At 50.2% G+C, this 18,312-nt stretch carries 17 protein-coding genes and 1 tRNA gene; 13 read left to right on the forward strand and 5 right to left on the reverse strand.

Annotation, left to right across the window (positions count from 1 at the left end; all coding sequences use genetic code 11):
* Nucleotides 1–51 precede the first annotated feature (51 nt).
* The 3 genes from sbcB to JL719_RS11675 all read left to right on the forward strand — a co-directional run bounded on the left by sbcB (nt 52) and on the right by JL719_RS11675 (nt 2,981).
* Nucleotides 52–1,485 carry an exodeoxyribonuclease I gene (gene sbcB / locus JL719_RS11665; protein WP_033156244.1) on the forward strand — a complete coding sequence of 478 codons (1,434 nt, stop codon included), beginning with the start codon at nt 52–54 and terminating at the stop codon, nt 1,483–1,485.
* Nucleotides 1,486–1,595: 110 nt separating this feature from the next.
* A complete protein-coding gene (locus JL719_RS11670) occupies nt 1,596–2,777 on the forward strand; it encodes a pyridoxal phosphate-dependent aminotransferase (RefSeq protein ID WP_033156243.1) in 1,182 nt (393 codons plus the stop codon).
* Between the two features lie 117 nt (nt 2,778–2,894).
* A tRNA-Leu gene (locus JL719_RS11675) sits at nt 2,895–2,981 on the forward strand.
* Between the two features lie 419 nt (nt 2,982–3,400).
* Here JL719_RS11675 and JL719_RS11680 read toward each other — a convergent pair.
* Together JL719_RS11680 and relB are read right to left on the reverse strand one after the other, a co-directional pair.
* The gene (locus JL719_RS11680) at nt 3,401–4,663 is read right to left on the reverse strand and encodes a type II toxin-antitoxin system HipA family toxin (RefSeq protein WP_033156242.1); all 1,263 of its coding nucleotides are present in this window, start codon (nt 4,661–4,663) and stop codon (nt 3,401–3,403) included.
* Nucleotides 4,660–4,893, reverse strand: a complete 234-nt coding sequence (gene relB, locus JL719_RS11685; protein WP_033156241.1) for a type II toxin-antitoxin system RelB family anti-toxin — start codon at nt 4,891–4,893, stop codon at nt 4,660–4,662. The genes JL719_RS11680 and relB overlap by 4 nt, the downstream gene beginning before the upstream one ends.
* 241 nt (nt 4,894–5,134) lie before the next feature.
* On the opposite strand from relB, the gene JL719_RS11690 reads away from it, so the two are divergent.
* The gene (locus JL719_RS11690) at nt 5,135–5,686 is read left to right on the forward strand and encodes a hypothetical protein (protein ID WP_033156240.1); all 552 of its coding nucleotides are present in this window, start codon (nt 5,135–5,137) and stop codon (nt 5,684–5,686) included.
* 234 nt (nt 5,687–5,920) lie between these two features.
* On the opposite strand, the gene JL719_RS11695 is transcribed toward JL719_RS11690, so the two are convergent.
* Nucleotides 5,921–6,094 (reverse strand): hypothetical protein, encoded by a 174-nt coding sequence (locus JL719_RS11695; RefSeq protein WP_165385953.1) that lies wholly within the window; start codon nt 6,092–6,094, stop codon nt 5,921–5,923.
* Between the two features lie 308 nt (nt 6,095–6,402).
* Between JL719_RS11695 and JL719_RS11700 the strand changes: the two genes are divergently transcribed.
* The 5 genes from JL719_RS11700 to JL719_RS11720 all read left to right on the forward strand — a co-directional run bounded on the left by JL719_RS11700 (nt 6,403) and on the right by JL719_RS11720 (nt 12,694).
* A complete protein-coding gene (locus tag JL719_RS11700; protein WP_051669858.1) occupies nt 6,403–9,339 on the forward strand; it encodes a UvrD-helicase domain-containing protein in 2,937 nt (978 codons plus the stop codon).
* 55 nt (nt 9,340–9,394) lie between these two features.
* On the forward strand, nt 9,395–10,270 hold the full coding sequence (locus tag JL719_RS11705; protein WP_033156238.1) for a hypothetical protein: 876 nt from the start codon (nt 9,395–9,397) through the stop codon (nt 10,268–10,270).
* 684 nt (nt 10,271–10,954) lie between these two features.
* A complete protein-coding gene (locus tag JL719_RS11710) occupies nt 10,955–11,710 on the forward strand; it encodes a hypothetical protein (RefSeq protein WP_129871391.1) in 756 nt (251 codons plus the stop codon).
* Nucleotides 11,710–12,222, forward strand: coding sequence for a hypothetical protein (locus JL719_RS11715; protein ID WP_033156236.1), 513 nt, complete (start codon nt 11,710–11,712; stop codon nt 12,220–12,222). Before JL719_RS11710 ends, JL719_RS11715 begins: the two co-directional genes overlap by 1 nt.
* Nucleotides 12,223–12,247: 25 nt before the next feature.
* Nucleotides 12,248–12,694, forward strand: a complete 447-nt coding sequence (locus JL719_RS11720) for a hypothetical protein (protein ID WP_033156235.1) — start codon at nt 12,248–12,250, stop codon at nt 12,692–12,694.
* 300 nt (nt 12,695–12,994) lie between these two features.
* On the opposite strand, the gene JL719_RS11725 is transcribed toward JL719_RS11720, so the two are convergent.
* Nucleotides 12,995–13,363, reverse strand: a complete 369-nt coding sequence (locus JL719_RS11725; RefSeq protein WP_033156234.1) for a type II toxin-antitoxin system VapC family toxin — start codon at nt 13,361–13,363, stop codon at nt 12,995–12,997.
* The gene (locus JL719_RS11730; RefSeq protein WP_033156233.1) at nt 13,360–13,569 is read right to left on the reverse strand and encodes a type II toxin-antitoxin system VapB family antitoxin; all 210 of its coding nucleotides are present in this window, start codon (nt 13,567–13,569) and stop codon (nt 13,360–13,362) included. Before JL719_RS11730 ends, JL719_RS11725 begins: the two co-directional genes overlap by 4 nt.
* A gap of 468 nt (nt 13,570–14,037) precedes the next feature.
* Here JL719_RS11730 and dbpA point away from each other — a divergent pair, with 468 nt between their 5' ends.
* The 4 genes from dbpA (at nt 14,038) to JL719_RS11750 (ending at nt 18,161) form a co-directional block, all read left to right on the forward strand.
* Nucleotides 14,038–15,426: an ATP-dependent RNA helicase DbpA gene (gene dbpA / locus JL719_RS11735; protein ID WP_033156232.1), complete on the forward strand. Its 1,389-nt coding sequence runs from the start codon at nt 14,038–14,040 to the stop codon at nt 15,424–15,426.
* Nucleotides 15,427–15,638: 212 nt separating this feature from the next.
* The gene (locus tag JL719_RS11740) at nt 15,639–16,775 is read left to right on the forward strand and encodes an acyltransferase family protein (protein WP_033156231.1); all 1,137 of its coding nucleotides are present in this window, start codon (nt 15,639–15,641) and stop codon (nt 16,773–16,775) included.
* Nucleotides 16,776–16,811: 36 nt separating this feature from the next.
* A complete protein-coding gene (mepA, locus tag JL719_RS11745) occupies nt 16,812–17,669 on the forward strand; it encodes a penicillin-insensitive murein endopeptidase (protein WP_033156230.1) in 858 nt (285 codons plus the stop codon).
* A 69-nt stretch (nt 17,670–17,738) separates the two neighbouring features.
* Entirely contained in the window at nt 17,739–18,161 is a 423-nt protein-coding gene (locus JL719_RS11750; protein ID WP_033156229.1) for an HIT domain-containing protein, read from the forward strand.
* The last annotated feature ends 151 nt before the right edge of the window (nt 18,162–18,312 follow it).

The following is an 18,312-nucleotide window of genomic DNA, read 5'->3' on the forward strand; positions in this document are numbered from 1 at the left end:
GCATGTTTGCGGAAATTTTCCCGACTCCGCCATCCTACCCGCACGTATTTTATGACTACAGCTACTTTTTTCTGGCACGATTACGAAACCTTCGGCATCGATCCGCAACGCGACCGGCCTTGTCAGTTTGCCGGCATCCGCACGGATGTGGATTTCAACATCATCGGCCAGCCCATCATGGCCTACTGCCAGCCCGCCGACAATTACTTGCCACACCCCGAAGCCTGCCTGATAACCGGTATTACCCCGCAATTGGCCGCCGAAAAAGGCGTTTGCGAAGCGGAGTTTGCCGCCATTATCAATCAACAACTCGCCGAACCCGGTACCTGCGGCGTTGGTTACAACAGCATCCGTTTCGACGATGAAGTGACTCGCAACCTGCTTTACCGTAATTTTTACGATCCCTATGCGCGCGAATGGCAAAACGGCAACTCGCGCTGGGATATTATCGATGTAGTGCGCGCCGCCAAAGCCTTGAGACCGGAAGGCATCGAGTGGCCGGTTAATGCCGACGGTGTTGCCAGCTTTAAATTGGAAGAACTCACCAAGGCTAACGGTATCGCCCATGAAGCTGCCCATGATGCGTTATCGGATGTGTATGCAACCATCGCAATGGCTAAATTAATCAGGGAGCGGCAGCCAAAACTATTCAACTACTTATTGACCAATCGCTATAAAAACACCGCACTAAACCTACTGCAACTCGGCAGCTTTAAGCCCTTAATTCATGTCTCCGGCCGCTTTTCGGCCCGGAATAATAGCCTGGCCGTGATTCTGCCCTTAGCTCAGCATCCAAGCAATAACAACGAAGTCATCGTTTACGATCTTTCCGTCGATCCGGCACCTTTGCTTGAGTTAAGTGCAGAAGAAATTCAGCAGCGACTGTTTGTTGCCACCGAAGCACTGCCGGAAGGCATTGCCAGAATTCCCTTAAAAACCGTACATATCAACAAATCGCCGGTGTTGGCACCGTTGTCGGTGATACGCCCGGCCGATGCCGAACGCTTGCAACTCGACTTGGACTTGTGCCTATCCCATTTGCAGCGGATTCAGATTGCGCCATCTCTAGCGGAAAAGCTGTCGCACGTATTTACCCGGCAATATCAAGACTCATCTACCGATCCTGATTTGATGATTTACAGTGGGGGATTTTTCAGCAACAAAGACAAGGCGGCCATGGCCAGGATCAGGCAAGCCAAACCCAGCGAGCTATCCGAATTTGACACCGATTTCGACGATGTCCGTTTGCCGGAAATGCTGTTTCGCTATCGTGCCCGGAATTATCCGCATACCCTATCCAGGGAAGACGCCCAACTCTGGCAGCAATATTGCCGGGACAAGCTAAACGGCACACTGGCGACCGGGGGACTGACGCTGGAGCAGTTCAACGCCAAAATTAAACTATTGCGGGACGAGCCAAATGTAAATCAATCGATACTGAACGATTTGGCAGCCTATGCGGAAGATCGACGCTTAAAATTTTGAGTTGATGTTTTTTGCCGATTTAAAAGCCAGTAGATCGTTTCAGGAATAAGGCGCTTTTAGCGTTATGCCGTATAATGGTGACCATTTGAGTAAATTTCGACCGAGGCATCATGAGCATTAACCTGTCTAACCGCGTAAAAGCGGTCAAACCCTCCCCTACCCTGGCCATTACCGCCCGTGCCGCTGCGATGCGCGCCGCCGGCAAAGACATTATCGGCCTGGGCGCCGGCGAGCCGGATTTCGATACGCCGGAGCATATTAAAGCCGCCGCCATTAAAGCCATCAACTCCGGATTTACCAAATACACCGCCGTTGACGGTACGGCCGGCTTGAAAAAAGCCATCATTGCCAAGTTCAACCGCGATAACGGTTTGGATTATCAGCCCAATCAAATCCTGGTGTCCTGCGGCGGCAAACAAAGCTTTTTCAACTTGGCGCAAGCGCTGCTAAATCCCGGCGACGAAGTCATCATCCCCGCCCCATACTGGGTGTCCTACCCGGATATGGTCCTGCTGGCCGACGGCGTCCCGGTGATTTTAGAAGCCGGACAAATTCAAAACTTTAAGATCACCCCTGCACAATTGCGCACCGCGATTACTCCAAAAACCCGCCTATTGGTCATTAACAGTCCGTCCAACCCCACCGGAGCCGCTTATAGCCTGGAAGAATTAAAAGCACTGGGCGACGTGTTATTGGATTTTCCTGAGGTGTTGATCGCAACCGACGACATGTACGAATTGATCCTCTGGAATAAAGGCGAATTCGTCAATATCCTGAATGCCCACCCCGGCTTTTATGACCGCACTATCGTCTTAAACGGTGTATCCAAAGCGTATTCCATGACCGGTTGGCGGATCGGCTATGCTGCCGGCCCGGCACCGTTGATCGAAGCCATGTGCATCATCCAATCGCAAAGCACTTCTAACCCTACATCGATTTCCCAAGTGGCAGCGGAAGAAGCGCTGAACGGCGATCAAGGCTGCATCGACACGATGATGGTGGAATTTAAAAAGCGCCACGATTACGTGGTTGCCGAACTGAACAGCATCGATGGTATTGAATGCTTACCTACCGACGGCACCTTCTACGTGTTCCCGAATGTGGAAAAGCTGTTGAACAGACTGGACGGTATCAACGACGATCTGGAATTTGCCGAATACTTAATCGAAAAAGCCGGCGTGGCCCTGGTGCCAGGCTCCGCTTTCGGTTGCCCTGGCCACATTAGAATCTCCATTGCCACCAGCATGACCAATCTGGAAAATGCCTTACTCAGAATCAAACAAGCGGTTTAAGGCCTATTAGGATTTGTCATCGCGAACGGATAAACCGACATTAATTTGCCATTTTTCAATTGACAAATTTAATCAATGCTATAGAATTCGCGGCCTTCGCACTTCATCAGTAAGAAGGCCTCGGTGGCGAAATAGGTAGACGCACGAGACTTAAAATCTCGCGACCGAAAGGTCGTACCGGTTCGATTCCGGTCTGAGGCACCATAAAAATAAAGGACTTTGGTTACACCTGGTCCTTTTTTTATGCCTAATGATTGCCACGTTCCCTTTGAATAACGCCTCGGTAAAACTGGTTGAGCATGAAGAAAATATTTCACTTTAAACGCAGAAATCCGCCGCTGCTATGGCGCCTCAAGTGGTTTCTAGTTTTAGTCACTATCGGCTGCTTAGAAATACTCCCGGTCCCGGTCACCGACTCAATCCTGATATTTGTCTTAATCTACAGACCACTGTGGTTCAAAAATGTGGTCAACAAGCTCTATTCTCATCTGCCCTCTGCATCACCAGAAGAAACCGAGCTATCCTATTTTTCCAAATATCAATTAGATCACCCCAAGCATTTCAATAAGTGACAGTCACCGGCGTCCCTCTAGTCTGTGTCGAGTATCCAACAGCTTTAGAGTTTAATCAAACCCGGCGAACCGCCTGACCGTCAGCGCCGCGCGTTGCTCGATCAGCTGTACGAGTTGTTCAATCACTGGGTTTCCAGCAAATTCATGATCCGCCGATGTCTGCAACCTGCGAGCAACCACCGGTAGCCGTTGGCACAAACCAAGAATGCGTTTTCGGGTTTGCGCTACCGACAAGCCCGCCGCTTGGGCAAAGCGGTCCCAGTGTCTTGCCTGCACTTCGCTAAATTTATATTTGCCACCCAACTGCATTGCCATCTTGGGCGTCAGACTGGGATAAACGGCGGTTGACAGGACGTCATAAAGTGGCGCCAGAACGGCACCCTTGTCGGCATACAAGATAGAAAAGTTCTTGGCATGGGCGTCGTGGTTGCCAATCAAGGCATTGAAAATGACCGCATCCAGCAGTCGCAACACCTGCGTCGCACTCGGTCGGGTCACGCGGCGGACCAAATCGAAGCACCGTTCCAAACCCGGCCCACCCTCGTTCTGATATTTCAGTTCCGGTACCACGCCTAGTGCCTGGCAGAAATCTTCCTGATGCAGACGCACGCATTGGCCAATTGCAGTTTGAGTTCTGTCATAACGCTCAACCAGCAAAAATGAGCGGTCGCGAATGGCACAAATCCTCGACTGTGCGGTCTGGAATTGCATTGCACCTGCCAATGCCAGACAGAAACCTTCGTTGATTACACTGTCTTCCACGGCAGCGATGGCCGGTTTGAGAATATGGCTACTGGGCGTGCCATTGCGGGGCAGACCGATTCGTTGACCATCAAATACCACCGGCAACTTATCCTGAGCGCCCGCCAAGGACAGGCGCAAGCCATCTCGACCAGCCAGCATCGGCCGCTGTGGCAATTCATCCAGCAAGGCCACTACGTCAGAGTCGGATAACCAGTCGATCTCGTTCGCTGGTTCAGATACAGCGGGTAATCGGTCTGGCGGCAATAGCGAAACCGCACCAGCGCATTCGCCGCCGATATGATCGAGCAAGGCAAAGTCGTTCTGCTTCGAGACCTGAAACTGGCGAGCAATCAGTTGGCGTAATTTGCCTTCCGGTAACAATCCAGCAAAGAAAGGCCGCGTCTGTTGGTCGTTGAAAACCTCTACTTGCAACGGTAACGAGCAGGACAGCGGGACAGCGTCGGCATGTTGCAGCCAGTCGGCGCAGTAGCTAAATTGCAGTCTGCCTTCAACCAGGGCCAAATCCCCCACTCGACGATCAAATAAATAGACAGCAAGCAAATGGCTCATGGTGCTTCGGTTATGTCCGGCAGGCCATCGAGCATGACCTGCCCACCCAGTGCTTCAATCACGCGCATCACCGTTTCCAGACGCACGGTCGGCTTGCCTGCTTCGAGGTCGACGATAAAGCGAACGCCCACGCCTGCCGCCAACGCTAGTTCGGATTGAGTTAATTCGAGTTGTTTGCGGGCAGAGCGTAGCGCTTGGCCAAGTTGTTGGGTAGATTGGATGTTGATCATGAGGTTTTTCCCGTTCGGGAAATTATTAGGCGAAAACAACCAATATACAAGTTTAATTTCCCGAACGGGAAATTTAATTTAGAATTTACGATAGACAAGCATTGAAGTTCCCGTTCGGGAAAAATAACCCCTTTCAGTGTCAGCTCTATTCAGCTCAGTCTGACTGTGATGGTTAGCGTTGTATGCTGATGATATAACTTAGGCTAACTGCAAGTACGAACCAAACAATAACCGACAGCAAATGACTAGCAAACAGAAAAAAACCAAAGCAACCTGGAGCGACGTTAAATCCAAATTGGCTGACGTCGATCGAGTTGGTCTGATCGGGCTGATACAAGACCTATACTCAGCCAATAAAGATAATCAAACGTTTCTGCATGCCCGATTCGGGTTGGGTGAGGATATTCTCAAACCCTATAAGGACACGATTTCCCGCTGGATTTGCCCGGATGTGATGCGTAATCAACCTATTTCAGTGGCCAAAGCGAAGAAAGCGATTACCGATTACAAAAAAGCGGTCGGTCAACCTGAAGGACTGGCCGAACTGTCAATTTTCTATTGCGAAGAAGTATTTGTTTTCCTGGGCTACTGCGGCATGGACGATGAAGGGTATTTTGATGCCTTGGTGCGAATGTTCGAACAAGCGTTGAAATATGTCATGGCATTGCCGGAAGCCAAACGCTCGCCGTTTATAGACAGACTCGAGCAAGTTGCGCTGCAAGGCCGGAACGTCGGCTGGGGTGTTGGCGAGGATATGGCAATATTGTTATCCGGATATGACATTGATGACTAGTAATGCGCTTTTAGCCGATCTTCAAACTAAAAACGCAAGGCTGATTGCTTTACTCGAAGCACATAACACCGCGTGGAGGTTACCGCCAAGGCTTCCACCAAAAATAGATCCGATACCTGCTCCCGCACTTGGCAATTGAAACTGACTTCGTACGATCGCTTGTTTCCCAACACAACTCAACATTAGCCTGGACGCCTCTGAAGTATTAGATCAACACGCCCGCAGCATCCTGTCTCACGAGCGTCTGGAGGTGGTGCGTGTCAACACATCCAGGCCCTGGCCCACCAGTAAGCCCGCCAAGACGCCAAAGCCCATCGCCGCTTGCAGGTCGGCCGGATGATCAAGTTCGTCGAATTCATCAAGCAGACCGAACGACCGCACAACCTGCACGAAATCGGTAAACCTCATGTCATGACCTTCTGGAAGGCTCACCGCGACCTGGCGCCAAAAACCGCCCATGCCTATTGATTGGCATTATGCGTAATTTGGGAATGGACGGACAAACCAGGGCAGCCACCCAAACCGATGTGAATAGTCAAAACAATTTCAGATGGCACAGATGACTAAAACCACTATCAACAAAGTTCGGCAAAATCCGTTCTTGATGGCTTTTACTTTGCTTGCTCCGGCCTAAAAATGTTAATTTCCATGTTTTGGCCACTCGATTTACTTGGTAGTCCTGATTCGACATTGGGAATTTGATTTAGTAAGGACATATGCAGACACCAACCCCCACGCCGCTACCACGTTATCAACTCAGTCGTTGGGCCAAGTGGTTTGCAAAAGATCGCCGCTTTCACGCCTTTGTTCTCGAGCCAGAAACGCTGGTGTTAATCGATGAGCGCCAAAAGCAACTCAAGCTCCAAATCTTGAACCTTCAGCCTGGAATTGGCATCGACCCCGGTTGGTTTTGGGATACTTTGTTGTTTACGTTAAATGATGGCCAAACGCTACGCTTTGGCGGCGTCGACAAAAAGCAGTCGGCGTTGTTGCTGGCCACGATTAAACGCTATGTTAATCAACGCATTCAAAGGTTTTACCAGCAGTTAGTACCTGCACTGATACAAGCATCCCAAGAAGCCAGATTGCTGCTTTCCAATAAAAAATACATTCGCCGATCCATAGCTGAACAGTGGATAGGCAATCATTTGTGGTTGGCGGCGGGACTTAAAAGAACGGATTGTCTGCAGCGTTTGCCAGCCGAGCTTCATCAGGATTATCTCGCTATTCGGCCTCTATTGGACGACGCACACCAGCAGGTTGCCAAACTCAATCAAACCTTTATCGCTCGACAGGCTCAGCAATTCAAAGACTTCTTTGATCAGGTCGAAACCAATCCGCTGACCGAAGCGCAACGTAACGCTTGCATCATCGACGAGCAGCATAACTTGGTGCTGGCCGGCGCGGGTACCGGCAAGACCAGCACCATGATTGGCCGCGCGGGTTACCTGATCAACGCCGGTCTGGCAAAACCCGAACAGATTTTGATGCTGGCGTATGCCCGCAAAGCGGCGCAAGAAATGGAAGAGCGCATCCAGTCCAAACTGGGGATTCAAAACCTGACGGTTAAAACCTTTCATGGCCTGGGTTTAGACATCATTAGCCAGGTTGAAGGTACCAGGCCGGCCATCGACAAAATGGCCGAAGACGATACCTTGCGCGCCGCGTTTGTCGATAGCCACATTCAAAGCTTGCTGGAGGATGAACGTTATCGCTCGCGGCTGCTGACCTATTTTCTGCGCTTTGCCTACCCCTATAAAAGTCAATTCAATTTCAAGAGTTTGGGCGCCTACAATGCCTACATCCTTGAAAACGATATTCGTACGCTACAGGGCGAGCTCGTTAAAAGCTACGAGGAATGCGAGATTGCCAATTTCTTGTATCGACAAGGCATTGCCTACCAATACGAGGCCAATTATCAGGTCAACACCTCAGGCCCGGACTACCGCGTCTACCAACCGGATTTCTTCCTGCCGGCTTACGGCATTTACATCGAACACTTTGCGGTTAACGAACACAATCAAACACCGCCTTTTATCGAGCAAACCAACTATCTGGCCGGCATGGCCTGGAAAAGGGAGTTACATCAAAAATATCAAACCCCGTTGATCGAAACCTACAGCTACCTGAAACAACAAGGCCGATTGACCGAGGTACTCAGCGAAAAATTGCAGGCTGCTGGCGTTCAGTTCCAACCCTTACCGCAAAATGAACTACTAAACCAACTCAATCAGCTAGGCCAGGTATCGGAATTCAGCAAACTGATGGCGCAAATTCTCAGCTTGTTCAAAGCCGCTTATCTCAGCATCAAACAACTGGTCGAAAAGGCGGACAAGCATGAAGACCAGGAACGCATGCGTGCTGCCGCGCATTTGTTCGAACCGATCTACCAAGCCTACCAACAACAGTTGCGCGACAACGCCACCATCGACTTTGACGATATGATTGGCAGAGCCATCGAGTACGTCGAATCCGGACGTTTTAAGTCTCCGTACCAATACGTGTTGGTGGACGAGTTTCAGGATATTTCGGCCAGCCGGGCGCGCTTACTGAAAGCATTGATGGCCCAGCAACCGGAAGCCAGCCTGTTCAGCGTGGGCGATGATTGGCAATCCATCTACCGCTTTACCGGCAGCGACGTTGCACTGACCAAAGACTTTCAAACCCACTTCGGCGATACGGCGACCAGCGTGCTGGATCAAACCTTTCGCTTCAATAACAAAATTGGCGAAGTGGCCTCGCGCTTCGTCATCCAAAACCCCAGCCAGATCGACAAACAGATCCGTAGCCTGCGGCTTGTCGAGCAGGCTGCCGTATCCCTCATCAAAACCGATCAGGATTTAACGGGCATACAGGCGGCACTCGACGACGTCGCCGGCAAGGCCAACCCATCTGCCAGCGTGTTGCTATTAGCGCGCTTCAATTTCAAACGACCCGATGTCGCCGCCTTAAAGCGCCGTTATCCGCAACTGTCGCTGCAATTCATGACGGTACATGCCTCCAAGGGCAAAGAAGCCGATTACGTGGTCGTGTTCGGTTTGGAGAAGGGCGAACACGGCTTTCCGTCGGAAAAAGCCACTCACCCCTTGCTAGAACTGTTGTTGCCTCAAGCTGAGGCCTTTGCACACGCCGAAGAGCGTCGCCTGTTCTACGTGGCACTGACGCGGGCGCGGCATCACGTGTATTTGGTCACCAACGGCCTTAACCCGTCGCCATTCGTCAGAGAACTAATCGACGGCGACTACGCCGTTACGGTCGACGAATTTACCGGGCCCGGTTTTCAAGAGCAAATTGCCGATATTCCCTGTCCAGCATGCAAAACCGGCTGGATGGTACCGCGAGATAGCCAGTACGGCAGCTTTTTCGGCTGCAATCAATATCCATTGTGCAATCACACGCAACGGGCTTGTCAATGGTGTGGCGGCGGCTTGAAAACTCAAGGCCGCTTTCTCGTTTGTGAAAATCGCCGTTGCGACTTCGTCGAACCGATCTGCCCACATTGCCAAGGCGCCATGGTGCTGCGCAAAGGACCGCATGGCCAATTTTGGGGCTGCTCGCATTACCGAAAAAACACAGCGTTTTCCTGTTCGCACACCGAGCAATTTATCGATTTACAGGCCGCCAAGGTCAACTGCCCCGTCAATGCCACCTAAGAGCGGCTCCGGGCATGGTCTAAACTTGATCCGGTCTAACTAGAGAACTACAGCGATGAGTGACGAAAAACGCCTATCCACCACCCAACTGGCCAAATTACGCGGGGTGTCCCAAGAGCAAATGTTCGGGCAGTTGACTGCACTGGGCCTAATCGAAAAACAAGAAGACAAATGGCAGTTAACCGACGCAGGCAGTGCCGCCGGCGGTGTCTATCTAACCGGTAAATACGGCCAATACGTTGCCTGGCCGGAAGATTTTCAGTTGCCGAACGCGCCAAGCAAAGTCGATGCGCCGAAACTACTGACCGCCACTGTGCTCGGGCAACAATTCGAACTGCCGGCCAACAAAATGAACTACATCCTTTCAGAGCTCGGCTGGATCAAAAAAGGCTTGAAAGGCTGGCTGGTTACCGAGCAAGGCTTGGCGATGGGCGCCGAACAAGGCGAAGACAGCCGTTCCGGTATTCCTTACGTGCGCTGGCCGGAAAAGATCACCCGCAACCGCGCGCTGAAAGACAATGTCGATAACATGAAAGGCGTCGATAAACCCAAGACCGACACCGACAAAATGGACAGCTTCCGCCACAAATTCGAAGCCACCCACCGCACCACCGACGGCCACTTCGTGCGCTCCAAAGCAGAAATGTTGATCGACAATTGGCTGTACATGGCGGAAATCGTCCACGCCTACGAACGAAAACTGCCGATCGAAGAAGAAATGTACTGCGACTTCTACATCCCCACCGGCAAGGTCTATATCGAATTCTGGGGCTACGACAACGATGCTAAATACCAAGCCAGAAAACAGGAAAAACTCGCTATTTACCAGAAATACAATTTCAACTTGATTGAATTGACGGATAAGGACGTGTTGAATTTAGATGATATTTTGCCGAGGTTGTTGTTGAGGTTTGGGGTGCAGGCGTATTGATTTTAACTCAGTCGCTTAAAAAATAATTGGACGCGTAGGCTGGGTTGAGCGTTAGCGATACCCAGCATAAAATATCGTCAATGCTGGGTTTCATTGTATTCAACCCAGCCTACGGCCCTGCACAACCGCCGGATTTACGCCACTTCGCTTTGATCACGAGAGCTTCGCGGAATTATGACCGCTCGCCCTGCTACGCAGCGACCGCCTTCTATCCGATTCTTGTCCATCGGCTCGCAGCTTCGCTACGCGCTTCCTCCCCACAATCAGTCACCCTCATGCAGTTGCGCTTCGCTTCGTTCGCTGTGATCAACTTACGGTAGGACTTTCACCTACAACAGCCCGCCCGTGCGGTCGCACATAAAAAAACCGCTTGCGCGGCTATATGCCGGTAGATAATGAGTCCGCCAAGACCCTTGCCACCATGTGGGCGACGAATGCAGAATAAGGCCACTATCCTAAGTTGTCAAATGGGTTATATAATGCTGCTGAAAAAGGCGCTACATGTGTGTGCTGAATGAGATTTTTATTGCAATTCAGTTGTTTAAAAGTCTTTTGCCTCCACAATACAAATTTCATAGCTAGACTAGCTAGACAGAAGTCAGCTATCGTCTTTGCGAAACTTTCAATGTCTTCAAGCGTCCAATTGAGCTCTTTGAGCATTGATACAAAATAATGGATAAGGCTATGTTAAAACTGGAAAATAAATCGATTGCACAAGCCATTTTTGTGGCTGGCTATAAAAGAGATTTAGAAATAAGGACCAAACAATTTGAGATTGAAAAGGCTTTTAAATCTATCATTCCTGCCGTTTCTGTTAATACCAATATTGATGACAATGCTAATCCTCAAGCAGCTCGCGTAATACTATCAAATGGACTGATTTCTGCGCATTTTACTCAAGTATCCGCTCAGCTTAATTTAGACATAAACGATAAAGATTGGCCCGGCTTGGATGATATTAAAAAATATATTATTCATAATGTGACAATATTTCAGGAATGTTTGTGCAGCGTAGTTCCGCTAGCTTCTCAACTGGAGCGCGGGCTTGTTGTTGCTGTGAAGTATCCTGTAGATATTGAAAAATATAGTGATGTCGATATTTTCGGTTATATACAAGATAAATTTATTTCTTTACCGTCTTTTGGATTACCCGCTAGTGCTAGTTTAAATGTTGGCTATAAAACGGATGACAATTATTATATAAGCCTTGGGATATCACAGTATAAGATGGCATCAAGTGAGATTCCTATTGGATCAAGCGGTTTAATATTAGACTTTTCATCTCTTCCTATATCTGAAACAGGTATTGAGTTGAAGGTTGATATCAATAGCAGACCTTTACTGAATACTTCTAACACGAAAGATGTAACAGGTACTATTTTAAATAAAGTATTCGATTTTATATACGGCGATGCTGATAAAATAATGGGGATAAAGTAATGAAGCCAATGCGTGTTGAGAATGATTTTCGAACTACGTCAGATATTGGCAGCGGTATTCTTTCCGGTGGCTATCCTTCAGGAGATGTTCTTTTTCGAGTTGTAAGCACTGATGGCGCTCGATGGGAGCATGTAGCAGTAACACAGACACAATTCGTGAGGGATGGCCTCAATCAGTTATGTGATGATCATCAGAAAGACATTGCGATTCTATCGTCGGTAATCGTGTGGCAGAAAAGGACGATTGACTTTCAAGCACTGCATACTGCATATCTCTTAAATTCAATATCAGAAGAAGAGTTTGACACTGAGTCGGATAAATTTACGTTTCGACAACGTTCTGTTGATCCAGAGAAAATAGCATTTGTGGTTGAAAGAATGCACGAATTACTAGGTTTTAGCTTCGACACATCCGACTATGCCGATTATTTTAAATGCACGCAGAAAAATGTCATGGAAGGTTTAAGACTATTGCCCGGAAAACAATTTACCGAATTACTACCCTCCGAATAACATCTGGCGAAAAGGGATTGTTTTAATGGCAAAGAAGTCAAACATTTGTGCTTCGATTGAAGGGAAAAGAATTTCTTTCAACACACGACAGTTTTATCAATATACACCATATGTGCATGAACACCTCGGAGTTAAAGTATTCCCGTTTAAATTGGGTATTAATGGATATGCAGAGATAGAGTCTTCGCTGGAAGATTTATCAAAAGTAGTTTTCGAGACATCAATGCTTGAAGTAGGCGACAGTATCCAAGGCGGTTCTGTAGAAGGGTGGGCAACTAAGGCAATTGGAAAGACTGAAGTAATAAATCGTACGGCCACGCACAAAGCTGAAGCCGGTAATTTACGGGGCCATGCTTATGCTCATGTTCAATCCCCTCATAGAGATCATTTGCAAAGCGAAGATATAATGGCTAGACATCCCGAATTGCCGCAAGTTTTGAATCCAATTTACAAAACTGAACCTGGTGATTAGCCCGCGTAGGGTGTATTAGCGATAGCGTAATACGCCGGATGTGAAACCGTTTCATTCGGCGCAATACGGCTTCGCCTATTGTCGCCCTACCGGTTATCTCGCGCCTTGAAGGCAAATAATGTATTGAGGATTTTTCATCGTTCCCACGCTCCTTGTGGGAACGCCGCCCTAGACGCTCCAGGACAGCACCAAAGCTGGGTTTCATTGTATTCAACCCAGCCTACATTTGGTTTGGAAGCATTCTCTAATACCAAGCATCCCGTAGCGTGCGCTTAGGCAACGGAACGCGCAATAATCAATTTACGACCAGCAATCCACCCCAAACCGCTCGGCAAGTTTCGCCAACCGCTTGTCCAACGTCCACAGCTTGGCGCCGGGCGTAATCAAAACCGAGGCTAGCAACTGCAAATCGATTAGTCCGCAACCCAAGCCATATAGTGCTTCACGTTCGATAAAGTCTTCCACTTCCTGCAAACCGGCTTGATTGCAATACCTTAGCTGACGCAGGTTGTTCAGGGTTTGGGTTCTCGGCGCGGGCGGCGTACCGCAAGCCAATTCGGCAACGATCAGCGGGTGAATCAACGCCGAATCGGAAACAAGCAAACGCACCAGGTCTTCGTTGCACTTTTTGAAATGGTCAACCCAAACCGAGGTATCGACCAATATCATGCAGACGGTTCGGTTTGGCCGCGTTCTCGGGGAATATCGGCCATCTCCGGTAGGGTTCCGCCCAAGGCAGCCAAGCGTTTGGCGGCCTGGATTCGGACGAAGGTTTTCATCGCTTCCCGGAAAATTTCGGTCTTATCCATACCTGGATCAGCCATTTCCAGGGCCTTTTGGTACAACGCATCGTCTATGGTTACAGTGGTTCTCATAGGGTTTTCCAGGCGTCACTTGATGATCTACTGTATCAAAAAATGAGGTCAAGGGATTGTGCTAAAACATGCACCAAACGCCAATGTAATGTTCAACAAAAACCGGTCATTTGTTTCGCCAGCGCCTCTCGAAATTCCCGCTCGAGTGACCGGGTGTTGAACGGTTCTCATCTCCAAGTCAAACAACCTTCGCCTCCCCCACATTTGCGACACCAACTCAATCGTGTTTTTGGTCGTCGTTTGGAGCCAAGCTTTAATTGCGCTTGTCTGCCTTCGGCTTCAAGCGAATGATCGATATTTTTAATGTTTGAACGGCGGACAATTTTGTTTATCGGCCGATAAGTGAAAAATCGACCGCGAATGGCAAGCTGGCAGCCCGTTGATTCGGCAAGGACCCAATCTGCAACTCTGGTATCATGGCCTCCCGCATGTCGGCAAGCGCGCCGCATCATATCGATTAGAGCCTTTGTGAATACACCCGAATTTTCGTCCCTGCCATTAAAACCCGCCCTGCTGGAAAACATCGAATCGCTGGGTTACACCCACCTGACACCAATCCAGGCCGAAAGTCTGCCGCATATTCTGGAAGGCAAGGATGTGATCGCCCAAGCTAAGACCGGCAGCGGCAAGACGGCGGCGTTTGGCATTGGCTTGTTGTCGCGGCTGGATTTGAGCAGCTTTAAAGTGCAAGCCATGGTGATTTGCCCTACCCGCGAATTGGCCGATCAGGTCTGCAAAGAAATCCGCCAATTAGCCCGCTTCACGCAAAATATTAAAGTGCTGGCCTTGTGCGGCGGCACACCGTTCGCGCCGCAGCGCAGTTCGCTGGAACACGGCGTGCATGTGGTGGTGGGTACTCCGGGCCGATTGCAGGAACATCTGCAAAAAGCCAGCTTGCGCCTGGATCATTTAAAAGTATTGGTGCTGGACGAGGCCGACCGCATGCTGGACATGGGCTTTGCGGACATCATCTCCGACGTAATTGCCTACGCGCCGACACATCGGCAAACGCTGCTATTCTCCGCGACTTACGCCGAGCCGATTCGCGCCTTGAGCCAGAAATTTCAATTCAAACCGATCTCGGTCAGCGTCGAAACCAGCCATCTGGACAACCCTATCGAACAACGTTTTCATCAGCTAGACAAAGCCAAACGCCTGAATGCGCTCGGTTATTTGCTGGCTTATCATCGCCCGGAATCGACGGTGGTGTTTTGCAATACCAAGCGCGAATGCCAGGACGTGGCAGATACATTGACCAATTGCGGCTTTTCCGTGCAGGCCTTGCATGGCGATTTGGAACAAAAAGACCGCGATCAAGTGTTGGTGCGTTTTGCCAATAAAAGCTGTTCGATTCTGGTCGCTACCGATGTTGCCGCGCGCGGCCTGGACATCAAAGACATGCAAGCGGTGATCAATTACGAACTACCTTGGGACCCGGAAGTGTACGTGCACCGAATTGGCCGTACCGGCCGTGCCGGCGCGAAAGGCCTGGCACTGAGTTTAGTCAGCGAAGCGGAGTTAAACCGCGTGAAAGCCATCGAAGACTATATGGCAGGTTCCGTGAAATGGGACGAAATCGCGCCGTTTAAACTGAGCAGCGAACACCGCTTCGAGCCGCCGATGGTCACGCTATGGATAGACGGCGGCCGCAAGGACAAGATGCGGCCGGGCGATATTTTGGGCGCACTCACCGGCGCTAACGGCATAGCCGGCGGCGAAGTGGGCAAAATCGACATCTTCGATAAACACGCCTATGTAGCGGTGAAACGCGGCAGTGCGGATAAGGCTTTGACCTGCTTGCGGGCCGGCAAAATCAAGGGCCGCAATTTCAACGTGCGCAAATCGCAATGGAATTAGTTTAAAGCCTTGAGCAGCGGTTTTGCTTGGTTTTTCTGACGGCATTTCCTCATCCCTGCCGACGGGGGATGACGTCTGAAGACGGATGATCAGCATCTGAACAGCGTCTGCTTTCGTAACCCAGCAAATATAACAGCGCTCGATAGCCGAATCGCCAAAGCCTGCTATACCTATGCCAGCCGACACTGACTACTCCAAAATAAGATTCGCCTGTGGCACCTAAAACACATATCAGTTACCTGGACACCATTCGCGGCCTGGCGGCCTTGGCCGTTATCAGCGAACATTTCGTCATCGCCTATGGCCTACCCTGCGAAACGCCACTTTGCCAGCAACTATTGGATTTCTCGCCGCTACACATTTGGTGGGACGGCTCGGCGGCAGTATCGATGTTTTTCGTGCTCAGTGGCGTGGTGCTGTCTTTACGCTATTTTCGCGCCGGACACATGCCCGATCTGAGCGAATTTCATTTGGCGCGTTTTTTGATTAATCGGATGTTTCGGATCTGGTTGCCGTACTTGTTGGTTTTACTGATCAGCGCCGGCCTGTTTGTGAACACCTTCGACAGCGCGATACTGAAGACCAGTCTGCCGGCAACTGACTGGATAACCGGCATGTGGCATAAATTTCCGTTAACGCCCGCCGACATGCTGCGTGAGAGTTTTTTATTGAAATTGCCCGCCTTGATCGTACTACTGCCGCAAGCTTGGACTTTAAGTATCGAATTGGTCTTGTCTTTGCTGCTGCCGGTAGGCTTATTGCTGGCGGGACGCGGCAGTTCTTGGCTGGTATTTTTTGGCTTGCTGGCGACCAGCCTATTGGGTGTGTCGATTTTCTTGCTGCATTTTCTATTGGGCATGACCATTGCCAGACACTACACCGATCTGACCCATTACCTGTCCGGCCGACGCTGGCAACGGCGTTTGTTGCTATTGACCGGCTTAGCGTTTTATACCTGCGGCACTTTTGTGCCGTCCGACATATTTGGGGATACCGCAGTCTGGCTGGGTTCCGGTTTGGGAGCCGGCTTGATTTTGATGTTCGTGCTAGGTTCTAAAGATGCACAGCAGGTGCTATCGCAACCGATGTTACGGCAAATCGGCAAAGTGTCTTACAGCGCCTATCTCAGCCACATGGCGATTCTGATTTGTCTAACGCCGCTGGTTTTAAAATTTTTGGAAGGGTTTACCGAAAATCGGCTGGCACTTTGGTTTGGCGGCTGGCTTATCACTATCGGCTGCGTACAAGGGGTTTCTTTGTTGTTTTATCATTGGCTGGAAATCCCCAGCATGAGTTTGGGGCGGCGAGTGACCGATGCGATAGCCGCTATCGGCAAGCCAACGGTATAATCGCGGCCCGTTATTCCATTTCCTTGCCAATTGACCATGCGCCTAGCTAGCATTTCATCCATTTTAGTAAGCGTTGCCGCGTTGGGCGTTAACATCGACGCTACGGCCGGCTCGACCGCTCAAGACTGGGCCAAAATCACCACACCGACCCAGGAACCCAGCGAAAGCATCGGCACTTACACCAGCGGCTGCATCAGCGGCGCGGCCACCCTCCCCCTGGACGGCCAAGGCTATCAAGTCATGCGCTTATCGCGCCACCGCTATTATGGGCATCCTAACTTAATCGGCTTTATCCAGCATCTGGGCCAGTTCAGCGCCGAGCATAAATTGGGCTCGTTGTTGATCGGCGATTTGGGCCAACCGCGCGGCGGCCCGACCTTGAGCGGACATCGCAGCCATCAGTCGGGCTTGGATGTGGATATATGGTTTTTGTTATCCGAACCAGCCAGTAACCGGCAATTGACGGCCAACGAACGCGAAACTTGGAGCGCACCGTCAGTCGTGAATATGCAAAACGATAGTATGGATTACCGGCATTGGTCGCCGGACCTGGCAAAGGTACTGGAAGCCGCCGCACGCCAACCGGAGGTCGACAGGATTTTTGTAAACCCCAGCATCAAACAAGAATTGTGCACCACTAAAAGTCCCGGAGCCGGCGAATGGTTGCGCAAGATTCGCCCATGGTGGAAACATGACGATCATTTTCATGTGCGCTTGAAATGCCCCGCGCACAGCCCGCATTGCGACTCGCAAGAGCCATTGCCTGCCGGTGACGGTTGCGACGCCAGTTTGGCCTGGTGGTTTTCCGCGGAAGCCAAAGCACCGTCGAAAAGCGTGCCGCTACCACCGCCACCGTTACCGGCATTGTGCGAGCAGTTGTTGCGTCGTCCCTGATGGTTTTGGCACATCGGCTTTTACAGAACCACAGTCAGCTAAATATTTTATTCGTCATTTGAGATAACCATGCCCGATTTCGTACTTCATCAACAACTGGCGCAAGATTGTTTTAACGTAGGAAGCTTTGCGCTATCGGAATTGTTAATGATGAACGATAGCCAATACCCGTGGTTCATCCTGGTGCCCAGGCGCCACAATATCAGAGAAATTTATCAGCTTGGACAGGCGGATAGACAGGCTCTGCAAAGCGAGTCCTGTCTGCTTGCCGAGGCACTGGCGAGTATTTATCGCCCCGACAAACTCAATATTGCCGCAATCGGCAATCTCGTCCCGCAATTGCATCTGCACCATGTGGTGCGCTATCAAACCGATAAAGCCTGGCCGGCGCCGGTATGGGGAAAGTTCGCCAGCCTGCCGTATGCGGGTGATCAGGCCGAACAAAGGATCACCCAACTCCGTTCCGCTTTGCAGATGCATTTAATCAATTGAAAATTGAGTGAATCTTTAGCCAGGGATAGCAAGCGAGAATATGCAATAACTGAAATAACCCAATTATTGTGTGATTGACGCTCGGTGCAAAAGCACGTCACAATCAAAAAGGTCGCAACGTAAGGACAGGCGCTTGCAAATATCGTGACTC

Source organism: Methylomonas sp. LW13 (genome assembly GCF_016865255.1).
GTDB lineage: Bacteria > Pseudomonadota > Gammaproteobacteria > Methylococcales > Methylomonadaceae > Methylomonas.

Bases quoted from the DNA above. Each gene is read 5' to 3' on its own strand.
- sbcB (WP_033156244.1), top strand. From the start codon at position 52: ATGACTACAGCTACTTTTTTCTGGCACGATTACGAAACCTTCGGCATC.
- JL719_RS11670 (WP_033156243.1), top strand. From the start codon at position 1,596: ATGAGCATTAACCTGTCTAACCGCGTAAAAGCGGTCAAACCCTCCCCT.
- JL719_RS11680 (WP_033156242.1), bottom strand. From the start codon at position 4,663: ATGAGCCATTTGCTTGCTGTCTATTTATTTGATCGTCGAGTGGGGGAT.
- relB (WP_033156241.1), bottom strand. From the start codon at position 4,893: ATGATCAACATCCAATCTACCCAACAACTTGGCCAAGCGCTACGCTCT.
- JL719_RS11690 (WP_033156240.1), top strand. From the start codon at position 5,135: ATGACTAGCAAACAGAAAAAAACCAAAGCAACCTGGAGCGACGTTAAA.
- JL719_RS11695 (WP_165385953.1), bottom strand. From the start codon at position 6,094: ATGAGGTTTACCGATTTCGTGCAGGTTGTGCGGTCGTTCGGTCTGCTT.
- JL719_RS11700 (WP_051669858.1), top strand. From the start codon at position 6,403: ATGCAGACACCAACCCCCACGCCGCTACCACGTTATCAACTCAGTCGT.
- JL719_RS11705 (WP_033156238.1), top strand. From the start codon at position 9,395: ATGAGTGACGAAAAACGCCTATCCACCACCCAACTGGCCAAATTACGC.
- JL719_RS11710 (WP_129871391.1), top strand. From the start codon at position 10,955: ATGTTAAAACTGGAAAATAAATCGATTGCACAAGCCATTTTTGTGGCT.
- JL719_RS11715 (WP_033156236.1), top strand. From the start codon at position 11,710: ATGAAGCCAATGCGTGTTGAGAATGATTTTCGAACTACGTCAGATATT.
- JL719_RS11720 (WP_033156235.1), top strand. From the start codon at position 12,248: ATGGCAAAGAAGTCAAACATTTGTGCTTCGATTGAAGGGAAAAGAATT.
- JL719_RS11725 (WP_033156234.1), bottom strand. From the start codon at position 13,363: ATGATATTGGTCGATACCTCGGTTTGGGTTGACCATTTCAAAAAGTGC.
- JL719_RS11730 (WP_033156233.1), bottom strand. From the start codon at position 13,569: ATGAGAACCACTGTAACCATAGACGATGCGTTGTACCAAAAGGCCCTG.
- mepA (WP_033156230.1), top strand. From the start codon at position 16,812: ATGCGCCTAGCTAGCATTTCATCCATTTTAGTAAGCGTTGCCGCGTTG.
- JL719_RS11750 (WP_033156229.1), top strand. From the start codon at position 17,739: ATGCCCGATTTCGTACTTCATCAACAACTGGCGCAAGATTGTTTTAAC.